At 59.6% G+C, this 24,312-nt stretch carries 18 protein-coding genes; 12 read left to right on the top strand and 6 right to left on the bottom strand.

Going from position 1 to position 24,312, the window contains the following annotated elements; all coding sequences use genetic code 11:
- The first annotated feature begins 271 nt into the window (after positions 1 to 271).
- The 5 genes from HMPREF2635_RS03685 (at position 272) to HMPREF2635_RS03665 (ending at position 6,432) form a co-directional block, all read left to right on the top strand.
- Positions 272 to 1,291, top strand: coding sequence for a PAC2 family protein (locus HMPREF2635_RS03685; RefSeq protein WP_070513116.1), 1,020 nt, complete (start codon positions 272 to 274; stop codon positions 1,289 to 1,291).
- A 99-nt stretch (positions 1,292 to 1,390) separates the two neighbouring features.
- Complete coding sequence (locus HMPREF2635_RS03680) at positions 1,391 to 3,964, top strand: DEAD/DEAH box helicase (RefSeq protein ID WP_070513113.1); 2,574 nt, start codon at positions 1,391 to 1,393, stop codon at positions 3,962 to 3,964.
- A gap of 181 nt (positions 3,965 to 4,145) precedes the next feature.
- The gene (locus HMPREF2635_RS03675; RefSeq protein WP_371326148.1) at positions 4,146 to 5,171 is read left to right on the top strand and encodes a PTS sugar transporter subunit IIC; all 1,026 of its coding nucleotides are present in this window, start codon (positions 4,146 to 4,148) and stop codon (positions 5,169 to 5,171) included.
- 28 nt (positions 5,172 to 5,199) lie between these two features.
- Positions 5,200 to 5,577, top strand: a complete 378-nt coding sequence (locus tag HMPREF2635_RS03670; protein ID WP_046648216.1) for a hypothetical protein — start codon at positions 5,200 to 5,202, stop codon at positions 5,575 to 5,577.
- A gap of 144 nt (positions 5,578 to 5,721) precedes the next feature.
- Positions 5,722 to 6,432 carry a VIT1/CCC1 transporter family protein gene (locus HMPREF2635_RS03665; RefSeq protein WP_046648218.1) on the top strand — a complete coding sequence of 237 codons (711 nt, stop codon included), beginning with the start codon at positions 5,722 to 5,724 and terminating at the stop codon, positions 6,430 to 6,432.
- A gap of 132 nt (positions 6,433 to 6,564) precedes the next feature.
- Here HMPREF2635_RS03665 and HMPREF2635_RS03660 read toward each other — a convergent pair whose 3' ends face one another.
- The gene (locus HMPREF2635_RS03660) at positions 6,565 to 7,098 is read right to left on the bottom strand and encodes an alkylhydroperoxidase, AhpD family (protein ID WP_070547103.1); all 534 of its coding nucleotides are present in this window, start codon (positions 7,096 to 7,098) and stop codon (positions 6,565 to 6,567) included.
- Between the two features lie 44 nt (positions 7,099 to 7,142).
- Positions 7,143 to 7,736, bottom strand: a complete 594-nt coding sequence (locus tag HMPREF2635_RS03655; RefSeq protein WP_070753995.1) for a peroxiredoxin — start codon at positions 7,734 to 7,736, stop codon at positions 7,143 to 7,145.
- 173 nt (positions 7,737 to 7,909) lie between these two features.
- On the opposite strand from HMPREF2635_RS03655, the gene HMPREF2635_RS03650 reads away from it, so the two are divergent.
- The gene (locus HMPREF2635_RS03650) at positions 7,910 to 8,869 is read left to right on the top strand and encodes a hydrogen peroxide-inducible genes activator (protein ID WP_049157528.1); all 960 of its coding nucleotides are present in this window, start codon (positions 7,910 to 7,912) and stop codon (positions 8,867 to 8,869) included.
- A gap of 164 nt (positions 8,870 to 9,033) precedes the next feature.
- Here the strand turns inward: HMPREF2635_RS03650 and HMPREF2635_RS03645 are convergent, their stop codons facing one another.
- Positions 9,034 to 10,116: a hypothetical protein gene (locus HMPREF2635_RS03645; protein ID WP_049157529.1), complete on the bottom strand. Its 1,083-nt coding sequence runs from the start codon at positions 10,114 to 10,116 to the stop codon at positions 9,034 to 9,036.
- Positions 10,117 to 10,226: 110 nt separating this feature from the next.
- Between HMPREF2635_RS03645 and hrpA the strand changes: the two genes are divergently transcribed.
- Positions 10,227 to 14,102, top strand: coding sequence for an ATP-dependent RNA helicase HrpA (hrpA, locus tag HMPREF2635_RS03640; RefSeq protein WP_070547107.1), 3,876 nt, complete (start codon positions 10,227 to 10,229; stop codon positions 14,100 to 14,102).
- Between the two features lie 4 nt (positions 14,103 to 14,106).
- Here hrpA and nrdR read toward each other — a convergent pair whose 3' ends face one another.
- Positions 14,107 to 14,565 (bottom strand): transcriptional regulator NrdR, encoded by a 459-nt coding sequence (gene nrdR / locus HMPREF2635_RS03635; RefSeq protein ID WP_046648225.1) that lies wholly within the window; start codon positions 14,563 to 14,565, stop codon positions 14,107 to 14,109.
- 777 nt (positions 14,566 to 15,342) lie between these two features.
- Between nrdR and lexA the strand changes: the two genes are divergently transcribed.
- Together lexA and HMPREF2635_RS03625 are read left to right on the top strand one after the other, a co-directional pair.
- The gene (lexA, locus tag HMPREF2635_RS03630) at positions 15,343 to 16,065 is read left to right on the top strand and encodes a transcriptional repressor LexA (RefSeq protein ID WP_046648227.1); all 723 of its coding nucleotides are present in this window, start codon (positions 15,343 to 15,345) and stop codon (positions 16,063 to 16,065) included.
- A gap of 372 nt (positions 16,066 to 16,437) precedes the next feature.
- Positions 16,438 to 17,220 (top strand): DeoR/GlpR family DNA-binding transcription regulator, encoded by a 783-nt coding sequence (locus HMPREF2635_RS03625; protein WP_046648229.1) that lies wholly within the window; start codon positions 16,438 to 16,440, stop codon positions 17,218 to 17,220.
- Positions 17,221 to 17,325: 105 nt separating this feature from the next.
- On the opposite strand, the gene ptsP is transcribed toward HMPREF2635_RS03625, so the two are convergent.
- Positions 17,326 to 19,020: a phosphoenolpyruvate--protein phosphotransferase gene (ptsP, locus tag HMPREF2635_RS03620; protein WP_070679659.1), complete on the bottom strand. Its 1,695-nt coding sequence runs from the start codon at positions 19,018 to 19,020 to the stop codon at positions 17,326 to 17,328.
- A 237-nt stretch (positions 19,021 to 19,257) separates the two neighbouring features.
- Between ptsP and HMPREF2635_RS03615 the strand changes: the two genes are divergently transcribed.
- From HMPREF2635_RS03615 to HMPREF2635_RS03605, 3 genes are read left to right on the top strand one after another with little or no spacing between them, the layout of a single operon-like run.
- Positions 19,258 to 20,229, top strand: coding sequence for a 1-phosphofructokinase family hexose kinase (locus tag HMPREF2635_RS03615; protein WP_070821286.1), 972 nt, complete (start codon positions 19,258 to 19,260; stop codon positions 20,227 to 20,229).
- Between the two features lie 23 nt (positions 20,230 to 20,252).
- On the top strand, positions 20,253 to 22,337 hold the full coding sequence (locus HMPREF2635_RS03610; protein WP_070821285.1) for a PTS fructose transporter subunit IIABC: 2,085 nt from the start codon (positions 20,253 to 20,255) through the stop codon (positions 22,335 to 22,337).
- Positions 22,338 to 22,395: 58 nt separating this feature from the next.
- Complete coding sequence (locus HMPREF2635_RS03605) at positions 22,396 to 22,665, top strand: HPr family phosphocarrier protein (RefSeq protein WP_010190265.1); 270 nt, start codon at positions 22,396 to 22,398, stop codon at positions 22,663 to 22,665.
- Positions 22,666 to 23,029: 364 nt separating this feature from the next.
- On the opposite strand, the gene HMPREF2635_RS03600 is transcribed toward HMPREF2635_RS03605, so the two are convergent.
- Entirely contained in the window at positions 23,030 to 24,310 is a 1,281-nt protein-coding gene (locus HMPREF2635_RS03600; RefSeq protein ID WP_070679650.1) for a uracil-xanthine permease family protein, read from the bottom strand.
- Positions 24,311 to 24,312 lie beyond the last annotated feature (2 nt).

Here is a 24,312-nt window from a genome sequence, read left to right as displayed (position 1 = left end):
GTGGATAACTAGTCCGGACTGGTCTGCAATCCGAGGGAAAGAGCCAAGTTATTCACACCCACCAACTCGACATGCTGGCACAACGGATGGCCATGTGGCATGCTTGAACGATCATCACCAGTGCCCATGATCAATCCCAGCTCGGCTTGGCAAGGAACGCACAATCGCAGCTGGGAATAGGTAGTAGCCCTACAGCGTTGCAAGGCACAGAACGCTGATTAGGTCCGTACGCTTCTAAAGAAGCGCACGGATAGAAGGAGGAGTCACAATCATGCAGGAAGAACAGGGCCGCATGTATGAGCTGGAGTATCCCGCACCAGTGGTCAAGGACGATTCCGCCCCAGGCAATGGCCCTACGATGATCGTGGCCATGAATGGCTATGCCGATGCGGGCCAGGCCGTCGAAGCCAGTGCTGATCACCTCAAAGCCGCGTTGGAGAACCGCCAGCTGGCTTCGTTTAATAATGACGAGCTTATTGACTACCGCTCTCGCCGCCCCGCCGTCACCATTGACCACGACCGCACGGTAGAAATTGAGAACACCGATCTGGGCATCAAGGTGCTCCGGGATAACTCCGGCACACCTTTCCTGCTGCTTTCTGGACCGGAACCGGACTTGCGCTGGGAGGCATTTACGGACGCGGTGGTGAACTTGGTGGAAAAGTTCGATATCAAGAACACCATCATGCTGTACTCGGCCCCTATGCCGGTGCCGCACACCCGCCCCACCGTGGTCACGGCGCACGGCAATGAGCCGGAGCTCCTTAACTCCATGGTGCGCATGGAATCCACCATGATGGTCCCGGGCGCCGCCGCCCTGTATATTGAGCGAGCCTTGGATAAGAAGGGCCGCCGCGTTGCTGGATACACCGCTCATGTTCCGCACTACCTTGCGGCGTCTCCTTACCCGGCCGCCACGCTACGGCTGTTAGATTCGGTCGCCTCGGCGGTTGACCTCAACATTCCGCTGGGCAGCCTGGAAGCGGACGTTGCTCGCATCAACCAGCAGTTGGAGGAGCAGGTTACCGATTCTGAGGAGATCGCTGGCGTCGTACGTCAGCTAGAAGAGCAGTACGATGCCTACATGGAGCGCTACCGCTCCCGCCACCCGCAGGCCATCATGCCAGGTGAGGAGCACATGCCCACTGGCGAGGAGATCGGTGCGGACTTTGAGGCCTTTCTTGCTGGCCTCGATGACAGCTCGGACATCCTGTCCGAAGATATCGATGACCGCGAAGACAACTACGGCCGCGATGAAGGCCCCGGCTTAGACATGGATGACGACGTCTAAGCATATCTTGCCCAGCCGCACAATTAGAGGCAGGGCAGTGAAGTTGGGGCGCAGGGCCGACGCTCTGGTTAATAGAGCTTTTCGCCTAAGGTGGGACGGGTGAACCTTTCTCAGATGTTGCCCGATCTCGCCGAAGTCCCCGAGTCGATGGTTGATGAGGCCATCTGGGACACATTTTTGTCCTGGACTTCCGGCCGCGGTATCTCGCTCTACCCGGCGCAGGAAGAGGCCTCCCTTGGTGTTCTCGCCGGGGATAACGTCATCTTGGCCACCCCCACCGGTTCTGGTAAATCCATGGTGGCCAACGCCGCCCACTTCATTGCTTTAGCACGCGGCCAGCGCAGCTTCTACACCGCTCCCATCAAGGCCTTGGTGAGCGAAAAGTTCTTCGCTCTCTGCGAGATTTTCGGCCCCGAGAACGTCGGCATGATGACCGGCGATGCCACGGTCAATGGCTCCGCCCCGATTATCGCCGCCACCGCTGAGATCGTGGCCAATATTGCGCTACGCGATGGCGCGGAAGCCGCCATCGATCAAGTGATCATGGACGAGTTCCACTACTACTCCGAACCCGATCGCGGCTGGGCCTGGCAGGTACCGCTCCTGGAGCTACCGAAGGCCCAGTTCCTGCTCATGTCCGCCACCCTGGGCGATACCGCATGGCTGGAGAAGGATTTGACGGAGCGTACCGGCCGCACGACGACGCTGGTAGCGGGAACAACTCGCCCGGTGCCCCTCGACTTCTCTTATGTCTTTTCCGCGGTCCACGAAACAATCGAAGAATTGCTCGCCGATGGCAAGGCGCCCATCTACGTCGTCCACTTCTCCCAACGCGAAGCCTCAGAGCGTGCGCAGGCGCTCACTTCGCTGTCGAAGATCATCACCGCAGAGGAGAAGGAGGCCATTGCCGCGGAGCTCGCAGGCTTCCGCTTCACCACGACGTTTGGCAAAGACCTCTCTAAGCTTCTGCGTAAGGGAATCGGTGTCCACCACGCTGGCATGCTGCCGAAGTACCGGCGCTTGGTTGAGCGCCTGGCTCAGAAGGGCCTTCTCAAGATTATTTGCGGCACCGATACTTTGGGGGTGGGCATCAACGTCCCCATCCGCACAGTGCTGATGACGGGTTTGGCCAAGTACGACGGGACCCGCCAACGCATTCTGAAATCCCGTGAGTTTCACCAGATTGCCGGCCGCGCTGGCCGCGCCGGTTATGACACGGAAGGCACCGTCGTAGTGCAGGCGCCGGAGTATGAGATTGAGAACGCCAAAGCGCGGCGCCGTGTGGGCGATGACCCGGCCCGCCTCAAGAAGCTGAAGAAGAAGTCTGCGCGCGACGGTGAAGTGTCGTGGTCGGAGCAGACTTACGCCCGGCTTATCGACGCCGAGCCGGAGCAATTGACGTCCCAGTTCCGAGTGTCCAACTCCATGTTGCTCAACGTGCTCGCCCGCCACGGCAACGGCTACGAGCACCTTAAGCACCTGCTCCGCACGAGCCACAACACGCGCGCCCGCCAGAACGAGGACATCCTCACAGCGTTGAGTCTGTTCCGAGGCCTCCTCAATTCGGGCGTGGTGCAAAAGTCTACGAAGGGGCTCGATATCTACGGCCGCCCCTACCACGTGGTCCGTGAGATGCCGCGCGATTTCGCCCTCAACCAGCCTTTAGGCCCCTTCGCGCTAGCGGCACTCACCTTGCTGGATCCCGAGTCCGAGACCTATGCCCTCGATGTCATCTCTGTCTTTGAATCGGTGCTGGATGATCCACGCCAGGTGCTTATTGCTCAACAGAAGCAGCGGCGCGGTGAGGAGATAGCAGCTCTCAAAGCGGAGGGCGTGGACTATACCGAGCGCATGGCCATCGTGGAAGACATCACGTGGCCAAAGCCCCTGGAAGAACTCCTCGAACAATCCTATGAGACCTTCTGCCAGACCAACCCATGGGCTAAGGAGTTCGAGCTGCGGCCTAAGTCTGTAGTGCGCGACATGCTGGAGAGCGCCATGACTTTTTCCGATCTCGTCGCCACCTACGGTCTTGCCCGCTCGGAAGGCGTCATTTTGCGCTACCTGACGGATGCCTGGCGCACGCTCAAGCAGTCGATTCCCGCGGAGTTCCTCACAGAAGAACTCGAGGACATCATCGTCTGGCTCGGGGAGCTTATCCGCCAAGTAGATTCTTCGCTTGTCGACGAGTGGGCTGAGATGGCTGGCGAGGACTCCCCCATTTCCCAGGAGGATTTGGACCGCGAGTTGGCCTTTGGAGTTGAGGCTCCCACTGCCTTGACCGCGAATCAGCGGGCTTTCAGCATCATGGTGCGCAACTACTTCTTCCGCCTTGCTCAGCTCTTTGCCTTGGAGAAGGAAGAGCGCTTGGCAAACCTATTGGATTACTTGGAGGAGATCCCCGACTTCGGCCGCGCCCTCGATGACTACTTCGATGATTACGATGACATCGACACTGGGCCAGCGGCTAGGGGGCAGGAATATTTTGTCTTGGATAAGGGTGACACGGGCTCGGGCGCTCGTGGAGTTGGCGGCTCGCGGTCGTGGACCGTGCGTCAAATCCTTAAGGACCCAGAGGGTGATAACTCCTATCAGCTCGTTGGCATCGTAGATCTCGATGCCTCCGATGAAGCCGGGGAAGTACGGCTTTCTGAGCTGCGCGTGGAGTACTAGGGCGCATAAGCAGGGACTATTAATACCCCCTTTTCTGAATTAATATTTTCCGTTCATCGCATATTATTCGTATGATTGGAGAATGAGCACGGCACAACAGATAGACGAACGCAAGCTTTCCCCAATTCCTCACGCCAGCGCAGCCCCCGCGGCCGAGCGCCTCACACCCGGTTCCTTCACCATGAAGGTCCTCAACGGCATCTCCATCGCCGTCGTGGTGTCGCTGGTTCCGCAAGCTCTACTGGGCGAACTGGCCAAGGCTCTGCTGCCCTTCTGGTCTGGCGCCGCCACCGTCATGGCCCTCACCGGTTTGGCCGCTAGCCTTTTGCCCGTCATGATCGGTGTCCTCATTGGCATCGAATTCAAGATGACACCCATCCAAACCGCCGCGGTGGGTATTGCCTCCTTCTGCGGCTCCGGCGTGGCCACAGTGAATCCCGAGGGCGGCTTCTTCCTCAAAGGTACTGGCCTTGTGATTAACTCAGGACTTACCGCAGCCATCGCGGTGGGACTGCTTCTTTTCATCGGCGATAAACTCAAGAACTACTCAATCTTGCTGCTCTCCACCATTGTGACTCTGGTCGCGGGCACGATTGGATGGGTAGTCACTTACCCCGTTGTTAAGGTCTTCACCCTGTGGTTGGGCAACTTGGTCAACGGCGCAACCACTTTGCAGCCGGTCCTTATGGGCGTGGTCCTCGCTATCCTCTTCGCCATCATGATTGTCTCCCCAGTCTCCACCGTTGGCATTGCCACTGCCATCTTCATTGACGGCGTTGCCTCCGGTACCGCCAACCTGGGCGCCGTGGCCGCCGGATTTACCCTCCTGGTTGCTGGTTGGCGCGTCAACGGCTTCGCCACCTCCATCCTGCACGTCCTCGGTTCCCCCAAGGTGCAGATGGCCAATATGCTGTCCAAACCAGTGACCTTCCTCCCGGTAATTTGTTCCGCGGCCGTCTTGGGCGGCGTCGGCGGCGCCCTAGGGATTTCCGGTACCCCGATTTCCGCTGGCTTCGGCATCTCCGGCCTCATGGGCCCCTTGGCCGCCCTCAACTACGAAGGCTGGGGCTGGAGCGCTGGCAACGTAATGATCATCACCTTCGTATACCTCGTCCTGCCACTCGCCCTTGCGCTGCTCTTTTGCTGGCTCTTCGAGAAGGTCCTGCATCTCACCAAATCTGAATACTTTTCTCTCGATTTCAAGTAGTGGCATGGGGAGTACAGTGGGTGGCGCTATGAATACTCCAGACTCCCCAGCCACCAGTATTCGCCTCGCGGGCGTTCACTTTGAAACGCAGGATGACGCCGTCACGGTCCACTGGCTTCTCGGAGGCCTTCCTCACCACCGTGACGTCGTGTTTAAGCTGCACACCCTCGATCTTCAACTCATCATCCACTTCGAGCGAGACCAGCTCGTCTCCATGGAAATCGCGTCTTTTGGTGAGGACACCAGGGATGCCCACCGGCCCGTCGATTATCACTACACGTACACCCCCGAGGAGCTCGTAGTCACCGTGCCAACGGCTCATTTTGAACTCACCGACCAGGTTTTCACCATGGGGCTGTCCGTGGATGGCGCCGCCTGTGGCGAATGGACTGGCACTATTGTCTAAGCCTTCGCTCCCTGCATTCAGCTAAGCCTACACACGCTTTACAGGGCGTTGACCAGCAACAATACTGGAGAGTAAGAAGTTCTCTAGACAATTGCGAGAGCACTAGAGCACGACGCGGACACTCTGGACATCGAGGAGCTGGCAATGCCCCACCATGGCAACGAACCCCACGGATCTTCACACAACGCGCGCCTCAACTCTTTGCGGGCAGGCGTTCTTGGCGCCAACGACGGTATCGTCTCTGTCGCCGCGCTTCTACTCGGCGTGGTGGGTTCGGGGGCGTCGGCAAGCACCATCCTCACCGCAGGCTTGGCAGCCACCGTGTCTGGCGCCGCTTCCATGGCGCTCGGAGAATACGTCTCGGTGTCCGCTCAGCGTGACTCCGAGCGGATGATGATCGACAAGGAGACCCGCGAGCTGGCGGAAATCCCCGAACAAGAGCATGCCGAGCTCGTTTCCATGCTCGCCAGCTACGGCATGCACACCGAAACCGCGGACACTGCCGCCCGTGAGATCGCTGCCGAGGATAGACTTCTCGAAGCACACCTCCGGCTTGAAATGGGCATCGACGGCGAAGACCTGACAAATCCATGGCACGCGGCGTTCTGGTCGGCCATATCTTTCCTCGCCGGCGCCGCACTCCCCCTGTTGTCGATCTTCCTCGCCCCCATGAGCATGGCTGCAGCAACAGTCGCCATCGTTACCTTGGTCGCTCTTGCCATCACAGGCTACGTCTCCGCCCGCCTCGCCGACACGAACACTGGGCGTTCCGTGCTCCGCCTCGTCATCGGTGGTGCACTGGGCCTGGCCGTCACTTATGGCATCGGCGTCGCTTTCGGCGGGGTCGTCGGCTAGGCAGAAAAGAGCCGCCCGACGCGACCTCTACGCACCGACGCCCCTCCCCGATGGGCCAAAACAGAAAGCCCCACCTCCCGCCTAATGCGGGCAGTGGGACTCTACGTTTAGCTAGAAAAGTGCTAGCTGGTTTTACTCAGCGGTGCGCACGGCCTCGGCCTGCAGCGCCTGGGCCACAGCCTCGATGACGCCAGCTACCTTGATACCTTCCCAGATCTGCTCCTTGGTCACGCCCTCCTCCAAGAGGGTGTTGGCGTGTGCGGACAGGCAGTGCTCGCAGCCGTTGATGGCGGAGACAACGGTGCTCCACAGCTCAAACGTGGCCTTTTCCACGCCGGGCTTAGCAATGATATTCATGCGCAGACCAAACTTGACCTGGGCAAAATCATCGCCCAACCAGCTCTTTGCACGGTAGGCCACGTTGTTCATAGCCATCACCGTGGCGGAGCCAAGAGCTGCGTCAATTGCTTCCTCACTGAGGTGCTCGCGGGCTTCCTCGAGAATCTCCGACAGCACCAGATCATTGCGGGTCGCAGCGGCAGCAGCGACCAAGCTACCCCACAGCTGCTCCTCATTCAGCTCGGTGGTGCGTGTAAGGGAACCAATGTTGAGCTTCTGATCCTTAGCATATGCCGGAAGCGCGGACTTCAGGTTTTCGATGGACATTGATGTAACTCCTTTAAGGTTGGACGGTTGTGCTTAGTGCTGCTTTACAGAGCGGACTGAACAACCTCGAGCTTGTCGATGTTCTTGGTCGGGTCATTAGCCTCCCAGTTGCAGGCACAGACCTCTTCGGACTGCAGGGCGTCCAGCACACGCAGAACCTCATCCACGTTGCGGCCGACAGCATCCGGAGTCACGGACACGAACTGGATAACACCGTCCGGATCGATGATGAAAGTAGCGCGGTCAGCAACACCGTCGGCATTCTCCACACCGAGGGCACGGATCAGGTCGTGGCGAATATCAGAGAACATCGGGAACGGAACTTCCTTCAGCTCTGGGTGGGTTGCACGCCAGTTGAAGTGTGCGAACTCGTTATCGGTGGAGCCGCCAAGGACCTGGGTATCGCGGTCCAAGAACTCCTCATTCAGCTTGCCGAAGGCCGCAATTTCAGTCGGGCAGACGAAGGTGAAGTCCTTCGGGTAGAAGAACACAACCTTCCACATTCCCTGGTACTTGTCCAGAGATACCTGCTCGAAGTAGTCCTCCGGTTGGTTAGCGTTGACGTCGTGGAGGTCGCCACCCTTCAGCGCGGTCAGATCGAACTCCGGGAACTTCTCGCCAACAGTCAAAATAGGCATAGAAGACTCATCTCCTTCAATAGTCACAACAATGCTCAAAAGTGATGCAGATCTCTACGACCGCACACCACTTTGCCTTTTAGCTGGTACGCAGCCGTACGCCTGTTAAGTATGCCACGAAAGATTTCGCGCGTCAATAGGCTCCGCGAATTATAGGTGTTAGAGTTATAGGCATGAACAATAAGGAGTATCGTCCGACCCTCGCCCAGTTGCGTACCTTCGTCACGATCGCAGAGAACAAGCACTTTGGCTCCGCGGCCGCCAAGCTCGATATCTCCCAGCCTTCGCTCTCCCAAGCCCTCGTCGCGCTCGAGCAAGGACTGGGAGTGCAGCTCATTGAACGCTCCACCCGCAAGGTCATCGTGACGTCCACCGGCGAGATGCTCCTGCCCTATGCAAAGGCGGCCCTCGAAGCCTCCGATGCCTTCCTGAGCCAAGCCCGCGGCGCCAACGGCACACTCACCGGTCCCCTCACCATCGGCATCATCCCGACCATCGCGCCCTATATCTTGCCGGGTCTGTTGCGATCCATCGATGATGCTTACCCCGATTTGGAGCCCCGCTTCGTCGAGGAGCAAACCCAGCATCTTCTGAGTAAGCTGCGCGAAGGAAACCTTGACTTAGCCGTTGCTGCACTACCCACTGAGGCTCCCGGCATGGTGGAGATCCCTCTCTACACCGAGGCCTTCACCGCAGTAACTCCAGCGGCGCATCCACTCGCAGGGCGCGATGACCTCACGCTGTCGGAGCTCGAGCATCTCGATTTGCTCTTGCTTGATGACGGCCACTGCCTCCGCGACCAAGTCCTCGACCTGTGCCGCCGCGCGAAAGTGAACCCCTCCGAGGCCACCAACGCCGTCACGCGCGCCTCGTCATTGACCACTATTTTGCAGCTTGTCATGGGAAACCTCGGCACTACCCTTGTCCCTGAATCAGCGCTCGCAACGGAATGCCAAAACCCTCAGCTTGCGGTCGCCCATTTCGCCCCCACGGTAACGGCGGAACGCCAGGTTGGACTCGTTTTCCGATCGTCTGCTGCCCGCGCCGATGAATACCGCACTTTCGGGACACTGGTCACCAGCGCATTTGAGGACGCCGTCGAGCGCTCTCGGGACCTCTTTTCGTCTCCCTAGTCAGCTCCCTCTGATCAACACGCGTGCCCCAGCGCGACACTCAAAACGCCAAAGCCGCCACTGACCGGCCTCCTTGTCTAGGCCCTCCTCTGTGAAAGGGCTATCCGAAGAGGACAGTCAGGGCGGCGGCGCGCGTTAAATGCGCTACGTGTGGCCTTTAGTGTTTAGGCTGCGGGGGCATAACGCCCTTGACACTGGCGGCACAGGTGCGCGGTTGCCAGCTGCATAGCCGGTGCGATGACTACCAGCGCCAAGCCCAACGTGATGAAGGACGCGGCAAACATGAGAGCCGTAAGAACGATGAACAGCAGGATGTGGCTGTAATTCTGTTTGCCTAGCTTGAGCCCCTGCGAGAACGCCTCACCGATTGAGGAGGTATCCGCTGCCAACCAGGGCATGAGGGTAAAGAAGGGCTGGATGAATAGCCCGATCAGCATGAGCACGGCGAGAATACCGAAGATGGAACCGACGAGCGCGAGAATCTCCCCGTCTCCGAGGTTCTCGACGTTCTGCATATCCATTGCAGAGGCCCCGCCGAAGCCCACAGCAAACACAATGACGACAACAATCACGAGGGCTATAGCGCCAAGAATACCCAGGACCAGGTTCACCACAAGCGGCGACACCCAGCGAACACCTTGGAAAAGAGTGCCCCACGTGGGGCTTGGCTTATCGATCTCGCGATAGGCCAAGCGGTACACAATCAAAGAGATAACGATGGAGAGTATAGACACGGCAAAGGAGAAGAAGCTCACCATGACGCTCGCGCCCGTACCATCGGCGTTCTGCTCGCCAACGCTGATGCCAATTTGTGGAATAACCTGAATAAAGAACACCACGACAGCACCCAGCACCCACAGCATCGCATTACCCAGCGCAGCCTTGAAGCCCCATTTGATCGCCTCTAGGGCGCTGACTGGGCCCGTGTAGGCAGGGCCGGCGCCCGGACCAGGGCCCTCATATCCGGAATCGCCTCCGTAGCTTGCCCCGGCGTATCCCGGCTGACCGGCGTTGTAGGCGCCATAGGAATTGCCACCATAGGGCTGAGCGCCGTAGGACTCGCCACCGTAATTGCCATAACTGCCGGACTGGCCGAAGCCAGCCTGATCCTCTGGGTGCGTGGTGGGTTCATACCGCGGCAGGCCGCCATTGTTTCCCGAGGAGTTATTGGCGTTGTTTCCCGGATTGTTGCCGAACCCGCCGTGGGAGCCGTTGTCATCCGGTTTCGGATCAAAAGGATTGGTCATACACTTCTGCCCTTCTGTAATCTCTTTTCACACAGTCACCACAAGAGTACCAATTTCTCCACCTCGACCTGTGAGCGAAAAGCACTTCCGAGTAGACTTCTAGGTCGACTATGACTGCTACTCGCGAAGACCTCTACAACGCCCTCACGACAGTTTCCTTGAGTGATGAGCGTGCTTTCCGCCGCCGCCTCCGCAAGGCTCGCTCCCCCAAAGCGCTTGCAGCTATCGGGGCTGATATTGCATCTGCCCAGGAAAAAGTGAGCGCCATCGACGTAAACGTGCCGTCGATTTCCTACCCCGAGCAGCTTCCCGTTACCGGACGGCGGGACGATATCGCCGAGGCCATCGAGAATAATCAGGTGGTCATCATTGCCGGCGAGACTGGTTCGGGCAAGACCACTCAAATTCCCAAAATTTGTCTAGAGCTCGGCCGTGGACGCCGGGGTCTCATCGGCCATACCCAGCCGCGACGACTCGCAGCACGGACCGTCGCCGAGCGCATTGCGGAGGAACTCGGCCAATCAATCGGGGACTCCGTTGGCTACGCCATCAGGTTCGATGACCGTGTCTCCTCGACCACAGCCGTGAAGCTCATGACCGACGGCATCCTGCTGGCGGAAATGCAACGCGACCGCTTCCTCAACGCCTACGACACGATCATTATTGATGAGGCCCACGAGCGGTCCCTCAATATCGATTTTCTCCTCGGCTATCTCAAGAGGCTGCTTCCCAAGCGTCCGGATCTCAAGGTCATTATCACCTCCGCGACGATCGATCCGGAGCGTTTCGCCGAACACTTCGCTGACGCTGAAGGGAAGCCCGCGCCGATCATCGAAGTGTCCGGGCGCACCTACCCGGTAGAAATCCGCTACCGTCCCCTCGAAGTCGAGTCAGGGGGAAAGACCATTGACCTCGATCCACTGGACGCCCTGTGTGAAGCCATCGAGGAGCTCATGGCGGAAGGCGAAGGAGATATCCTGTGCTTCTTCCCAGGCGAGCGCGATATCCGCGATGCAATGGAAGCGATTGAGGGGCGTCATTGGCGCAACGTGGAAGTCACTCCGCTCTTTGGGCGCCTGTCCAACCAGGAGCAGCATCGCGTTTTCCGCTCACACAAGGGGCGCCGCATCGTGCTCTCCACCAACATCGCCGAAACCTCCCTGACGGTGCCGGGCATTCGCTATGTCGTGGATACCGGAACCGCACGTATCTCGCGCTACTCCACCCGCACTAAGGTGCAGCGATTGCCCATCGAGCCGATTTCCCAAGCCAGCGCTAACCAGCGTTCAGGGCGGTGTGGTCGCGTGGCCGATGGCATTGCTATCCGTCTGTATAGCGAGCAGGATTTCCTCTCCCGGCCGGAGTTTACCGACCCTGAGATTCTGCGCACTAACCTAGCCAGCGTTATTCTCCAAATGATTTCGCTGCGCCTCGGCGACATCGCTGATTTCCCCTTCGTCCAGGCCCCAGAGCCCAAAGCCGTGCGTGACGGCCTGCTCCTCCTCCACGAGCTGGGCGCACTCGAGGGCAAGGAGAAAGACGGGCTACCGGTGCTGACACGCATTGGGCGGGATCTTGCCCGCATCCCGGTAGATCCGCGCATGGCTCGCATGCTCGTTGAAGCCAACACCTCCGGATGCCTGCACGACGTCATGGTCATCGTTGCCGCGATGACAATCCAGGATGTGCGCGAGCGCCCCATCGACAAACAGGCCCAAGCCGACCAGGCCCATGCTCGCTTTAAGGACAAGTCCTCAGACTTTATGGCGATGCTCAACCTGTGGGACTTTGTCCAAGAAGCTCGCGATGAGATGAGCGGCAATGCTTTCCGCAAGCGGATGAAGGCAGACTTCTTGCATTACATGCGCATCCGCGAGTGGTTTGATCTGGTTCGACAACTCAGGGATGTCGCTAAGCAGCTCGGTTGGACGGCCCAGGAGAGCACCGAGCGCCGAGCGGATGACATCCACATGTCCCTGCTGTCTGGCTTGCTGTCCAATATCGGCGCACGCGATGGAAACTCTAAGGAGTTCATTGGCGCACGAAATACCCGCTTCCTCATCTTCCCCGGTTCAGCACTAGCAAAGAAACCGCCAGAATTTCTCATGGCGGCTGAGCTGGTGGAGACCTCACGTTTGTGGGCCCGCGACGTAGCGGCCATCGACCCCGCTTGGGTAGAAAAGCTGGCCAAGAACCTGCTCAAGCACAACTATTCGGACCCGACGTGGTCGCGCAAGCGGGGCTCCGCGGTAGTCACCCAGCGCTCGACCCTCTACGGAGTCACCGTGGTGGCCGATCGAACCGTTCCCTACCATCGCGTCGATCCCGTTGCGGCACGTGACATGTTCATCCGCAATGCGCTTGTCGACGGCGACTGGACCACCCACCATAACTTCTTCCACGACAACAAGCGCAAGCTTGCCGAGGCTTCCGAATACGAAGAAAAAGCACGGCGCCGCGGTCTCGTTGTAGACGAGGACACGCTTTTCGACTTCTACGATCAGCGCATCCCGGAATCTGTGACCACTGCCCGACACTTCAACTCGTGGTGGAAGAAACAGAAAAACAAGCATTCTCTGGACTTCGACCCAGAAGCACTCCTCGAGGATGACCACGATGTCACTGAGGACGCCTTCCCGGATCGGTGGTTGAAGGGAAGCATCGATTACGACCTGTCCTATAAGTTCGAGCCAGGTGACCCGCTTGACGGCGTCACGCTCAGGGTTCCCGTTCCACTGCTGGCCGGATTGGATACTGAGGGATTCGACTGGCTCGTGCCGGGCCTGCGTCTAGAGCTTGTCACTGAGCTGATCCGCTCGCTACCGAAAGCGCTGCGCCGTACTGTGGTTCCGGCCCCCGAGTTCGCTGAGCGGGCCTTGCCCAAGCTCCTTCCCTATGAAGGAGCGCTCATCGACCAGCTCGCAGCTGTGTTACGGGACATGGGCGGCCAGGGCATCAACGCGGCTGACTTCCGCCCTGATCAGCTCCCGCCCCATTTGCGCATGAACTATGCCGCAGTGGACAAGCGGGGCAAGATCATCGATTCCGATCGCGATTTGAAGGCGCTCGTGCAACGCCAAGCCGGGCATATCTCGTCCTCCGTGTCGCGCGTCGGCCGCGCCGCCGAATCCGCTTCCGTCAAGGAATGGTCGGAAGACACGCTGGGCGCTATCGATGAGGAAGTGACCACGGTGGTTGATGGGCATGAGGTCACCGCTTATCCTGCACTTGTCGCTACGAAGGAGGGCGTGGCGCTGAAGGTGCATCCAACCAAGGCGGCTGCCGACGCCTCCATGATCACCACCACCCTGACGCTGCTACTCCGAGAGATTTCCGTAAACACGCAGCATATGGTCAAGGGCCTGCCCCTGCAGCAGCGGGTTGCTGTCGACGCCTACCCGCACGGCGGGGCCGAAGGTCTCGTCAACGATGCTCGGGTCGCCGCAGTACGCGACATCATGATGGAGAAGGGCGGGCCGGTACGAAGTCCTGGTGAATTCACCACTCTTCTCAACGCGGTTAAACCGGAGGTGCCAGGCCGCGTCCGCCAGGCGGTGGTCGCGATCGCCCCAGGCTTGGCAGAGTATTCGAACCTCAACGCTGAGCTCAATCAGTGGGAGGGGCCGGCAATCGATGATATTCGCGGTCAGCTGAAGTTCTTGTTGCCCCCGAATGCGATCACTATGCACGGCATGCAGCACCTTCGCCACCTGCCGCGTTATATCCAAGCCGCGCGCATCAGGCTCGAGGACATGAATCTAGACCCGGATCGGGATGCCGACCGCCAAGCCGATGTCGACGAAGCGAAGGCATATCTGAACAATCGTTTGCGCACGCTGCCCGCCGGCCGCGAGAAGACCCGTGAGGTCAAGGACATCTACTGGATGATCGAGGAGTTGCGCGTATCGCTCTTCGCACAACGCCTGGGTACCGCGCATGCGGTGTCCGTGCGGAGAATCCAAAAAGCCGCGGACAAGCTGCGCTAAAACGTTAGAAGCTGTCGCGGTCGCGCCGGCGCATGAGGCGAATTTCGGATTCAAAGTCGTCGGCGCTCTCAAAAGACTTGTATACCGAGGCGAAGCGAAGATAGGCCACCTCATCGAGGTCACGCAGGGGTTCCAAGATAGCAAGGCCGATATCGTTGGCGTTGACTTGTGACGATCCGTGACTGCGCACGGTTTCCTCGACCTCTTGCGCAAGCTTTTTCAAGGCATCATCGCTAACATCCCGCCCCTGGCACGCGCGCTTCACGCCGCGGATTAGCTTGTCCCGGCTGAAAGGCTCGGCCAAGCCATTACGTTTGACCACCGACAAGACAGCCTTCTCGATGGTGGTAAACCGGCCTCGGCATGCAGCACACTCGCGACGTCGGCGAATTGACGTTCCACTGTCGATCACTCGGGAGTCAATCACTCGTGACTGTTCGTTGTGACAGAACGGGCAATACACTGTGCCGTATCCTTCCTCTCGACCGCTGCGCAGACGCCTTCCGGCCCCTCGGGAAGTCTAGCGCGAAGAAACAACCGCTGTGGCTGATGCACCGCTAGCGCTAGGGGCCTCACCATCAATACTAAGACCACCCCACACGGTGCCGATAAATACCGCTGCACCGAAAACTGCTCCAAGAACATAGTTACCTACGTTCGAGCCGCTACGGCGAGGTAGGGACGCAGCACGCTGGTATGAAACTGAGGAATCCCCTATTCGATCTGTGCGCCCCTGTGTTCTATCTCTCGGCTCGAGCGTTCGAACACGCGACAAACCACTTTCACGCGTTAACGCGAACGAGTGACACCGCTCAGGTTCCCACACGGCCGCGGGCGGGACGAGCACAGGACCCTTTCCGGACTTCTCGGGAGTTACTCCATGCAGAGCAGAGCTGGTATTAAGTGCAATGGCCATGACAGTTCCTTTCCAGGACTTCTTCTTCATTGTGGTGATGCCTGAAGTGTAAGAGCGAGGTTCGACATCGTCGAACACTTCCATCGACCAACCGTTCGATTTGGTCTGTATGTTCGATTTATAGCAGGCGCTCGAAAGTTTGTCCACATCCAAGCGGCGTTAGTCGAACATTTTTTCTTTACGTGCTAAAAAGGAAACGGAAACACCAATACGGCGCACGCCACGATGAGCAACCAACGAGACGTCACCGCGATGCCCACCAGCGTCCTGCACGCCTCAACCCGACGCGCTGTTTTGCGCACACCGATAGCCCTAGGAGTAAGAATGCCCCGCAAGCCGAAGCGAAGCGACCAACCTACCCTCGACTCACTTTCCGCCCGTCAGCGCCGCATCTTGGAAGTCATCCATGACGCTGTCATGCTGCGCGGGTACCCGCCAAGCATTCGAGAAATCGGCGATGCAACAGGCCTACAGTCCACGTCTTCCGTGGCCTATCAGTTGAAGCAACTAGAGGAGAAGGGCTTTCTTCGCCGCGATCCAAACAAGCCGCGCGCCGTTGATGTGCGCCACTTCCCCGGCGCCGACGATCCAAAGAAGCCGGGCCGCAAAGCCGGGCAGGCCAACACCACAGCAGGGCAGTCCACTCCCGACGTCCCCGAGGATGCAGCAACGCCGAACTACATCCCAGTAGTCGGCCGCATCGCCGCGGGCTCTCCTATCACCGCCGAAGAAAACATCGACGGCTACTTCCCCATGCCAGGTGAGATCCTGGGAAGCGGCGAGCTTTACATGCTGCAGGTCGTCGGCGACTCTATGCAGGACGCCGGAATCCTCAATGGCGATTGGGTTATTATCCGCTCCCAGTCCGTCGCCGAAGAAGGCGAATTCGTCGCTGCACTCCTCGAAGGCGAAGAAGCAACTGTAAAGGAGTTCCACCGCGATTCTTCTGGAGTGTGGCTCCTCCCCCACAACGACGCCTACGCTCCCATCAAGGGCGATGAGGCCGAAATCATGGGCAAGGTTGTATCGGTGTTCCGCAAGCTTTAGGCACCCCTAAGCCACAACTATCCCTCCCCCAACCGGTTGCCCACGCCACCGCTTATTTCCACTCGGTGCGGGCGAACTGGAGGGAGGGATTTTTTCTTTTTACCCCCTTGTGTGTGTACATGTCCGAATCGCGCCGTTTAAGCGTCCGACATCACACATTTGCAAACATGCAGTATAAACATTGTTTTTCTCGCACGTTTGCCGCCAGCAATGTGAGCTTTTATTTGTTTGGTTCCGTTTTGTTCGCATTCAGTGGGACAATAGAAGCATCGCCGCAACATTCGTTGCTCTCTTCGCTCACATGCCCCGGCCCCACTTATTATCACCGCCGGGCGCAGCGACTACCACAGGCAAACTTCACTGGGAGGAACTATGTACGCAGAAGAGCGTCGCCGACAAATTGCGTCATTGACCGCCGTCGAAGGCCGAGTCAATGTCACTGAGCTTTCCGAACGCTTCGATGTTACCGCTGAGACGATTCGCCGCGACCTCGCGGTCTTAGACCGGGAAGGAGTTGTCCACCGCGTTCATGGCGGTGCGGTTGCTTCCCAATCGTTCCAGACTGCAGAATTTACACTCGATACTCGTCAGCGTTCCGCCACGGGCGCGAAAATGGCTATCGCCCGCGCCGCACTAGAGCAGCTTCCCGACGGGGGCAGTATCTTCATCGACGCTGGAACTACCACCAACGCCCTCGCTGACCTCATCGGACAGCGCTATTCTGCTGGCCAGTTCAGCATTGTGTCGAATAGCCTACCGATCGCCCTCTCGTTGGCCAGCAATGGTGTTTCCGAGGTGCAGCTCCTAGGCGGCACGGTGCGCGCGATCACCCAAGCCGTCGTCGGCGATACCGCCCTTCGCACCATGGCGCTGATGCGCGCAGATGTTGCTTTCATCGGCACCAACGCCCTGACCATCGACCATGGGCTATCCACGGCGGACTCACAGGAAGCAGCTATCAAGTCGGCCTTTGTTACCAACGCGCATCGCGTCGTCGTCTTGTGTGACTCGTCGAAGCTCGGCAATGACTATCTGGTCAGCTTTGCCTCGCTCGATGAGATTGATGTCGTCATTACGGACGCCGCTGCTCCAGCCGCCTACGTCGAAGCCCTGCGCGAGCACGGCATCGACGTGATTATCGCTTCGGAGAAATAGGCGGTTTCATCCCACGACCGCGTAAGGGCGGTGTGGTTCCCCGAGGGGCCTCTCGGGGAACCACACCTCCCTGTTTCAGCAGCGGCCTAAACCAAGCTAGAGCTACTAGGCAGTCTGGTATTCCTCCAGCAGCGCAATCACTGCGGATCGCGCATCTGCTGGGCTTTCGGCGTTGATAGCCGCCTCCGCCATCTTCTGGCACTGCTCGAGTGTGAGCTCAGCCAGCTGTGCACCAACGCCCGCAACTGCGGTCGACGCTGCGGACAGTGAGGTGACTCCAAGGCCAGTCAGCACGCAAGCGAGCATGGGATCGGCGGCGGCCTCACCACAGACACCAACCGGCACATTGTTATCGCGACCCACCACGCACGTGTGCTGGATCAAACGCAGCACGGCCGGCTGCCACGGATCGGTCAGGTAGGCCAGCTGCGGCGACAGGCGGTCCGCGGCCATCGTGTACTGAGTCAAGTCATTGGTACCGATGGACACGAAGTCGAGGTGCGGCATGATGGTATCGGCCATCAGGGCCGCTGCAGGCACCTCAATCATCGCGCCGGCGATGAGCCCGCGCTCACGACACAGTTCAGCAAACCACTTCGCCTCTACTGCCGTGGCCACCATGGGCGCCATGACCCAAGTGGTAGCGCCATCAGCACGCTTTTCCGCGGCCTGTGCGATGGCGTCGAGCTGACGGGTGAGAAGCGCCTCGTTGTTTCGGGCGATGCGCAGGCCGCGCACACCCAAGGCCGGGTTCTCCTCAGAGTCCAACGTGGCGTAGGAAATCGGCTTATCCGATCCGGCGTCGAGCGTTCGAACGACGACCTTGGATTCGGGGAAAGCGTTGAAAACCTTGCCGTAGATGCGTGCCTGCTCCTCCACGGTCGGTTCTTCGCTGGCAGAGAGGAAGGAAAGCTCCGTGCGGTACAGGCCGATCCCCTCTGCCTGCGAATCCGAGGCGATGCGAGCTGCGTTCCCGTCGGCCACGTTGGCCAACAGCTGCACGCGGTGACCGTCCTTGGTCTGGGCAGGGCCACGCCACTCGGCCACTCGCGCTGCCTTCTCGCGGTATTCCTCAACTGCCTTAAGTGAGGTGTCACGATCCGCGCCAAGGGACACCGTTCCCACGGAACCATCGACGAAGATCTGGGTTCCCGCTTCAATCGAGCGGAGATCAGCGCCGACCGCCACAATGCACGGAAGGTCGAGCTGACGAGCAATAATTGCCGTGTGGCTGGTGGGGCCGCCCAGCTCGGTCACTAGCGCCTTGATGTGGGTGGTGTCCAAGGTTGCGGTATCCGCCGGTGCAAGGTCATCCGCCAGCAGCACCGCCTCCCCTTCAACCATGGGCAGGCCCGGTTCCTGCTCACCGCGCAGTTGTGCGATGACGCGGTCGCGCACGTCCTTGAGGTCAGTCGTACGCTCGGCCATTACGCCGCCGGCAGCCTCAAACATGGTGACAAACCTGTCTGTGGCACCAACAACTGCATATTCGGCGTTCTTGCCGCTGCGAATACCTTTGCGCACTGCCTTGTGCCAACCTCGGTCCTTGACCATTCCAGCAGTAGCGCCCAGAACTTCTGCTGCCTGACCTTCAGCACCAGCGGCACGCTGCTCTAGCCTGCTGGCAACGATGTCGGCGGCTTCGAGGAAGCGATCGTATTCAGCATCACGTTGCTCCTCCGCCACGGTTTCTCCAGCCGTGGGCAGTTCTGGGCGTGGGCGAACCCACACCGCCTCAGCGTATGCAACGCCGGCGACGACGCCGGTGCCTTTAATGGTGGATGGGGATGCGTTTTCCATGACACATTTCCTTACGGAGACGATGTTTTCTCTATCCAGATCATCACAAGTCGGTCAAAAATGCAACGAAAACCACAGTGATTCCGTTGACATTCGGACACATACGGGCAATAATCAACATTAAGCAACATTACTTTCACGCTGACCACGGGCAATCCGCACGGGAGTTCTTGTTTAAGCCGCCGAGGCGCGTTTGCCCCCAATATACGCACTCCGCGAAAGGGGACATTGTCCACAATGATCCTTACCTTGACCCCCAACCCAAGCATCGACGCCACCGTGCGCCTAAACGAGGAACTCGAGCCTGGTGCTGTACACCGCGCAGGGTCTGTATCCAGCGTTGCCGGCGGTAAAGGCGTCAACGTTACGCACGCCGTAACGCTCGCCAACGTCGACAGTCTGGCCCTTCTACCGGCTGTGGCCTCAGACCCTTTCTTAGCCCTCGCCGCTGACGCGTCTATCCCCGTACACGCCGTGCCGGCACATGGCGCGGTGCGCACCAATACCACCCTGACCGAACCGGATGGCCGTACGACCAAACTCAACGGACCCGGCCCCACGCTCGATGAATCAGTTCAGCACGACGTGGCGCAGGCCGTTGCTGAACACTGCGCTGACGCCGAGTGGATCGTCATGGCGGGCTCTCTTCCCCAAGGCGTTCCTACAGATTGGTACACGCAGCTCATCTGTGTCGCGCGCGAAGCCAACCCCGGCATCCGTGTAGCCGTCGACACCTCCGATGCCCCTATGGTGGCTCTCGGAGAAAACCTCGAAACCGCCAGCCCCGACCTCATCAAGCCGAATGGTCTTGAGCTTGGCCAGCTAGCCAACGTGGATGGTCAGGCCCTCGAAGCTGCCGCCGAGAACGGTGATTTTAGCGGTGTGGTCAAGGCCGCGAGGGTCGTCGTCAAGCGCGGCATCCCCGAGGTTCTCGTCACCCTGGGTGGCGCTGGCGCAGTGCTGGTCACTGCCGATGAAGCGTGGGCCGCTACTCCCCCGCCGATTACCCTGCGCTCTACCGTGGGTGCCGGTGATTCTTCACTCTCCGGCTATATCCTCGCCCGCCGCTCGGGTGCCTCCTACTCGGAAGCCCTGCGCCAAGCGGTGGCCTACGGCTCGGCTGCCGCAGCACTCCCGGGAACCCAGATACCAACCCCTGAAGAACTAGATATCGAACACACGACGGTTCAGGCCGTCACCGACTTTTAGCAGTACTGAGGAGTACGTACCCGATGTCATCAGAACTCATCACCACCGATCTTGTGGCGCTCGACGCCGACTTCGGTGACAGCATCGAGACAGTCATTACCAACCTGGCCACGCTTGTCCACGACACCGGCCGCGCCACCTCCGTGGAGGAACTGGCTGGCCCCGCCATCGAGCGTGAAGCAAAGGCTGGCACCGGTGTCCCCGGTGGCGTTGCCATCCCACACTGCCGCTCCGCCGCAGTGTCTGAGCCCACCTTGGCCTTCGCCCGCCTCTCGCGCGGCGTGGACTTCTCCGGCCCCGATGGCGACGCCCACCTGGTGTTCCTCATCGCCGCCCCGGAAGGTGGCGGTAAAGCACACCTGAAGATCCTCTCCAAGCTGGCTCGCGCGCTGGTAAAGAAGGACTTCTTGGAGGCTCTGCGCACCGCGCAGACCAAGGAGGAAATCGTCTCCCTAGTACTCGACGTGGTTAACGCCGAAAAGCCGAAGAAGAAGGCTACGGCCAGCGAATCGGAACCTGCAGCTGCAGCTACAGCGCCTGCGGCGAGCAAGGCTGCGGATTCACAGAAGACCCGCATCGTGGCCGTCACCGCATGCCCGACCGGCATTGCCCACACCTACATGGCAGCCGACGCCCTCACCCAAACCGCCGAGGAGCGCGACGATGTCGAGCTCACCGTAGAAACCCAGGGATCCTCCAATAACACCGCTGTTTCTGCAGACACCATCGCGGCTGCCGACGCCGTCATCTTCGCTACCGATGTCGGTGTGCGCGACCGAGAGCGCTTCGCTGGAAAGCCCGTTATTGAATCGGGCGTCAAGCGCGCCATCAACGAGCCGGGCGTGATGCTCGATGAAGCTATCGCTGCGTCCAAGAACCCCAACGCACACAAGGTCGCAGGCACAGCAGGCGCAGCCTCCTCTACTTCCGCGGAAGAAGGCGAAGGTCTGGGCTGGGGCAAGCGCATTCAGCAGGCCATCATGACCGGTGTGTCCTACATGGTGCCCTTCGTCGCTGCCGGCGGCCTCCTCTTGGCCTTGGGCTTCCTCTTCGGTGGCTACGACATGGCCAACGGTTGGCAGGCCATCACCAGCGATTACTCGTTGACCAACCTGCCGGGGCATGACGTCATGGTTGATGGCGAAATGATGACCTTCAAGAAGGCAGGGTTCGCCCTGTACATCGGCGCCGTGCTCTTCGCCATCGGTCAAGCCTCGATGGGATTCATCGTCGCGGCGCTCTCCGGCTACATTGCCTTCGCGCTGGCGGGCCGCCCGGGCATCACGCCGGGCTTCGCCGGTGGTGCCATTGCGGTCACCCTCGGTGCGGGCTTCATCGGTGGTCTGGTCACCGGCCTTATCGCTGGCTTCGTGGCTATGTGGATTGGCAAGTGGAAGGTCCCGCGCTGGATCGGCTCCCTCATGCCTGTGGTCATCATCCCGCTGCTCGCCACGATGGTTACTGGCCTGCTCATGTACCTGCTGCTCGGTGCACCGCTGGCCGCCATCATGGAAGGCCTGCAGAACTGGCTGTCCTCTATGTCCGGTTCCTCCGCGGTCCTTCTGGGCATCATCCTGGGACTTATGATGTGCTCCGACTTGGGTGGCCCGGTCAACAAGGCTGCTTACCTCTTCGCTACTGCTGGCCTGTCCACGGGTGATGAGGCTTCCATGAAGATCATGGCCGCCGTTATGGCCTCCGGCATGGTTCCGCCGATTGCACTGTCCATCGCTACCTTCGTACGCAAGAACCTGTTCACGCCTGCGGAGCAGGAAAACGGTAAGTCCGCCTGGCTGCTGGGTCTGTCCTTCGTCTCCGAGGGTGCTATCCCGTTCGCTGCTGCCGACCCGCTGCGTGTCATCCCGTCGATGATGCTCGGTGGCGCAGTAGCAGGTGCTCTGTCGATGTCCCTGGACGTCATGTCTCGCGCCCCGCACGGCGGTATCTTTGTTATCTTCGCCATCGAACCTGCGTGGGCCTACTTCGTGGCTATCCTTGCCGGCGTCATCGTGTCCGCCATTGCGGTCATCGCGATGAAGCAATTCTGGCCTAACAAGGCTGCTGAAGAGGCTGCTGCGAAGGCAGACAAGGCCAAGGCCGCCGCCTAGCGCTTAAGCCGCGTACACTTGTAAACACGAAACTCCGTAATTCGAAAGGATTATTATCATGGCTTCTAAGACCGTCAAGGTTGGCTCCTCCGTCGGACTGCACGCACGTCCGGCCTCCATCATTGCCGATGCCGCCGCTGAGTTCGACGAGGACATCTTCCTCACCCTCGTTGGCGATGAGGACGAGGATGAGACCGATGCTGCTTCCTCCCTCATGATCATGGCTCTCGGCGCCGAGCAGGGCGACGAAGTCACCGTGACGTCTGAGAACGAGGCCGCTGTGGAGAAGATTGCGGGTCTCATCGAGCAGGACCTCGACGCTTCCTAAAGCATTTTCCGTCTATAGAACGGCAGAGCTCCCGCTTCCCTCTTTGCTGAGGGTAGCGGGAGCTTTCTGTTGCTTGGTTGTCTAGCACAAGGTTCCAGTCATCAGGCTCTACTCAAACGGTTCTGTTGGGGGCAAGGAAACCAAATAGAGGTGCCTAGAAGGTTCATTTGACCTCAGAAGAACCTTCTGACCCAAACCGTTTGAATGGAACCATGTGTATGCGCGTCTTCATACCGCAGAGGGACCGAAGTAAAAGCACCTTATGCAGATTCCTGCACGAATTCACCTGGGGCTTTCTAAATCAAAGCCCCCAGATGGTGCCTTTACTCCGGTCCCTTATCCTCGCTAGTCGGCGGAAGCGCCTCTAGTACTTCGCGCCGCGGCCCTCACCGATGGTGCTATAGAGCTTCTTCATCACCGGGTAGAGCACGATTATGCCGACAGAGCCCCAGGCAATACCTTCCAGCGTCACGCCGAAGACGTCGAGGGTGAGGTTGCCAATGCCCGCGATGAGCGCCACCGCCGCCGCAGTGAGGTTGACCGGGTTGTTGAAGTTGACCTTGTTGTCCATCCAGATGCGCACGCCGAGCATGCCGATGAGGCCGTAGAGGACGATGCAAGCGCCGCCCAGCACGCCGGTGGGAATGGTGAAGATGAGCGCGCCGAACTTCGGGATGAAGGCCAGAGCTATGGCGGTGATAGCAGCGACCCAGTAGGCGGCCGTGGAGTAGACGCGGGTCGCGGCCATAACGCCGATATTCTCCGCGTAGGTTGTGGTGCCGGAGCCGCCGAAACCACCAGCCAAGGAGGTAGCCAGGCCATCGGCAATGAGAGCGTCGCCGGCTAAATCATCGAGATCGCGCTTAGCCATCTCCGAGACCGCCTTGACGTGGCCGACGTTTTCCGCAATCAGCACCACCAGCACTGGAAGTGCTGCCGCGATGGCGGAGACGTGAAACTCCGGCGCATGGAACTGCGGGAAGCCAATCCAGGCTGCTTCGCGGATGGACTCCACGGCCCCCTCGCCCAGGTTGCCCGTGGCCGCCGCGAAAGCCCAGCCGACGACGACACCGATAAGAATCGACAGACGCGAAACCATGCCGCGACCGGCCACGGTGGCCAGGATGATGACCGCCAGCGTCACCGTGGCAACTAGAGGCTGGCTCGAATAATTGCTGGCAGCATTGGGTGCCAAGTTAAGGCCGATCAGTGCCACAATGGCGCCGGTTACGGCCGGCGGCATGACGGCGTCAAGAACCTTGCGGCCCGCTGCCTTCACCGCGAAACCAATGGCTACCAAGACCAGGCCAGTTACTAAGACAGAACCTGCCTGCGCGCCAATGCCATACTGCTGGGAGGCGCTCAGCGGTGCAATGAACGCGAAGGAGGAGCCCAGGTAGGAAGGCAGGCGGTTGCGGGTAATCAGGAGGAATAGGATTGTTCCCAAGCCTGAAAACAGCAGCGTGGTATTGACCGGGAATCCGGTCAGGGTGGGCACCAGCAGGGTCGCGCCGAACATGGCCACCACGTGCTGCATGCCGATGCCGATAGTGCGGCCCCAGCTCAATCGTTCTTCGGGTGCGACAACCGCGCCCGGCTTAATCGTTTTTCCGTCCCCGTGGACGGCCCAGCCAAAATTACTCACGA

This window comes from Corynebacterium sp. HMSC035E02 (genome assembly GCF_001836065.1).
In the GTDB taxonomy this organism is placed as follows: Bacteria; Actinomycetota; Actinomycetes; order Mycobacteriales; family Mycobacteriaceae; genus Corynebacterium; species Corynebacterium hiratae.
The sequence above is the reverse complement of the archived record's forward strand: the minus strand, read 5'-3'. Positions and strand labels throughout refer to the sequence as shown.

Bases quoted from the DNA above. Each gene is read 5' to 3' on its own strand.
- HMPREF2635_RS03685 (WP_070513116.1), top strand. From the start codon at position 272: ATGCAGGAAGAACAGGGCCGCATGTATGAGCTGGAGTATCCCGCACCA.
- HMPREF2635_RS03675 (WP_371326148.1), top strand. From the start codon at position 4,146: ATGAAGGTCCTCAACGGCATCTCCATCGCCGTCGTGGTGTCGCTGGTT.
- HMPREF2635_RS03670 (WP_046648216.1), top strand. From the start codon at position 5,200: ATGAATACTCCAGACTCCCCAGCCACCAGTATTCGCCTCGCGGGCGTT.
- HMPREF2635_RS03665 (WP_046648218.1), top strand. From the start codon at position 5,722: ATGCCCCACCATGGCAACGAACCCCACGGATCTTCACACAACGCGCGC.
- HMPREF2635_RS03660 (WP_070547103.1), bottom strand. From the start codon at position 7,098: ATGTCCATCGAAAACCTGAAGTCCGCGCTTCCGGCATATGCTAAGGAT.
- HMPREF2635_RS03655 (WP_070753995.1), bottom strand. From the start codon at position 7,736: ATGCCTATTTTGACTGTTGGCGAGAAGTTCCCGGAGTTCGATCTGACC.
- HMPREF2635_RS03650 (WP_049157528.1), top strand. From the start codon at position 7,910: ATGAACAATAAGGAGTATCGTCCGACCCTCGCCCAGTTGCGTACCTTC.
- HMPREF2635_RS03645 (WP_049157529.1), bottom strand. From the start codon at position 10,116: ATGACCAATCCTTTTGATCCGAAACCGGATGACAACGGCTCCCACGGC.
- hrpA (WP_070547107.1), top strand. From the start codon at position 10,227: ATGACTGCTACTCGCGAAGACCTCTACAACGCCCTCACGACAGTTTCC.
- lexA (WP_046648227.1), top strand. From the start codon at position 15,343: ATGCCCCGCAAGCCGAAGCGAAGCGACCAACCTACCCTCGACTCACTT.
- HMPREF2635_RS03625 (WP_046648229.1), top strand. From the start codon at position 16,438: ATGTACGCAGAAGAGCGTCGCCGACAAATTGCGTCATTGACCGCCGTC.
- ptsP (WP_070679659.1), bottom strand. From the start codon at position 19,020: ATGGAAAACGCATCCCCATCCACCATTAAAGGCACCGGCGTCGTCGCC.
- HMPREF2635_RS03615 (WP_070821286.1), top strand. From the start codon at position 19,258: ATGATCCTTACCTTGACCCCCAACCCAAGCATCGACGCCACCGTGCGC.
- HMPREF2635_RS03610 (WP_070821285.1), top strand. From the start codon at position 20,253: ATGTCATCAGAACTCATCACCACCGATCTTGTGGCGCTCGACGCCGAC.
- HMPREF2635_RS03605 (WP_010190265.1), top strand. From the start codon at position 22,396: ATGGCTTCTAAGACCGTCAAGGTTGGCTCCTCCGTCGGACTGCACGCA.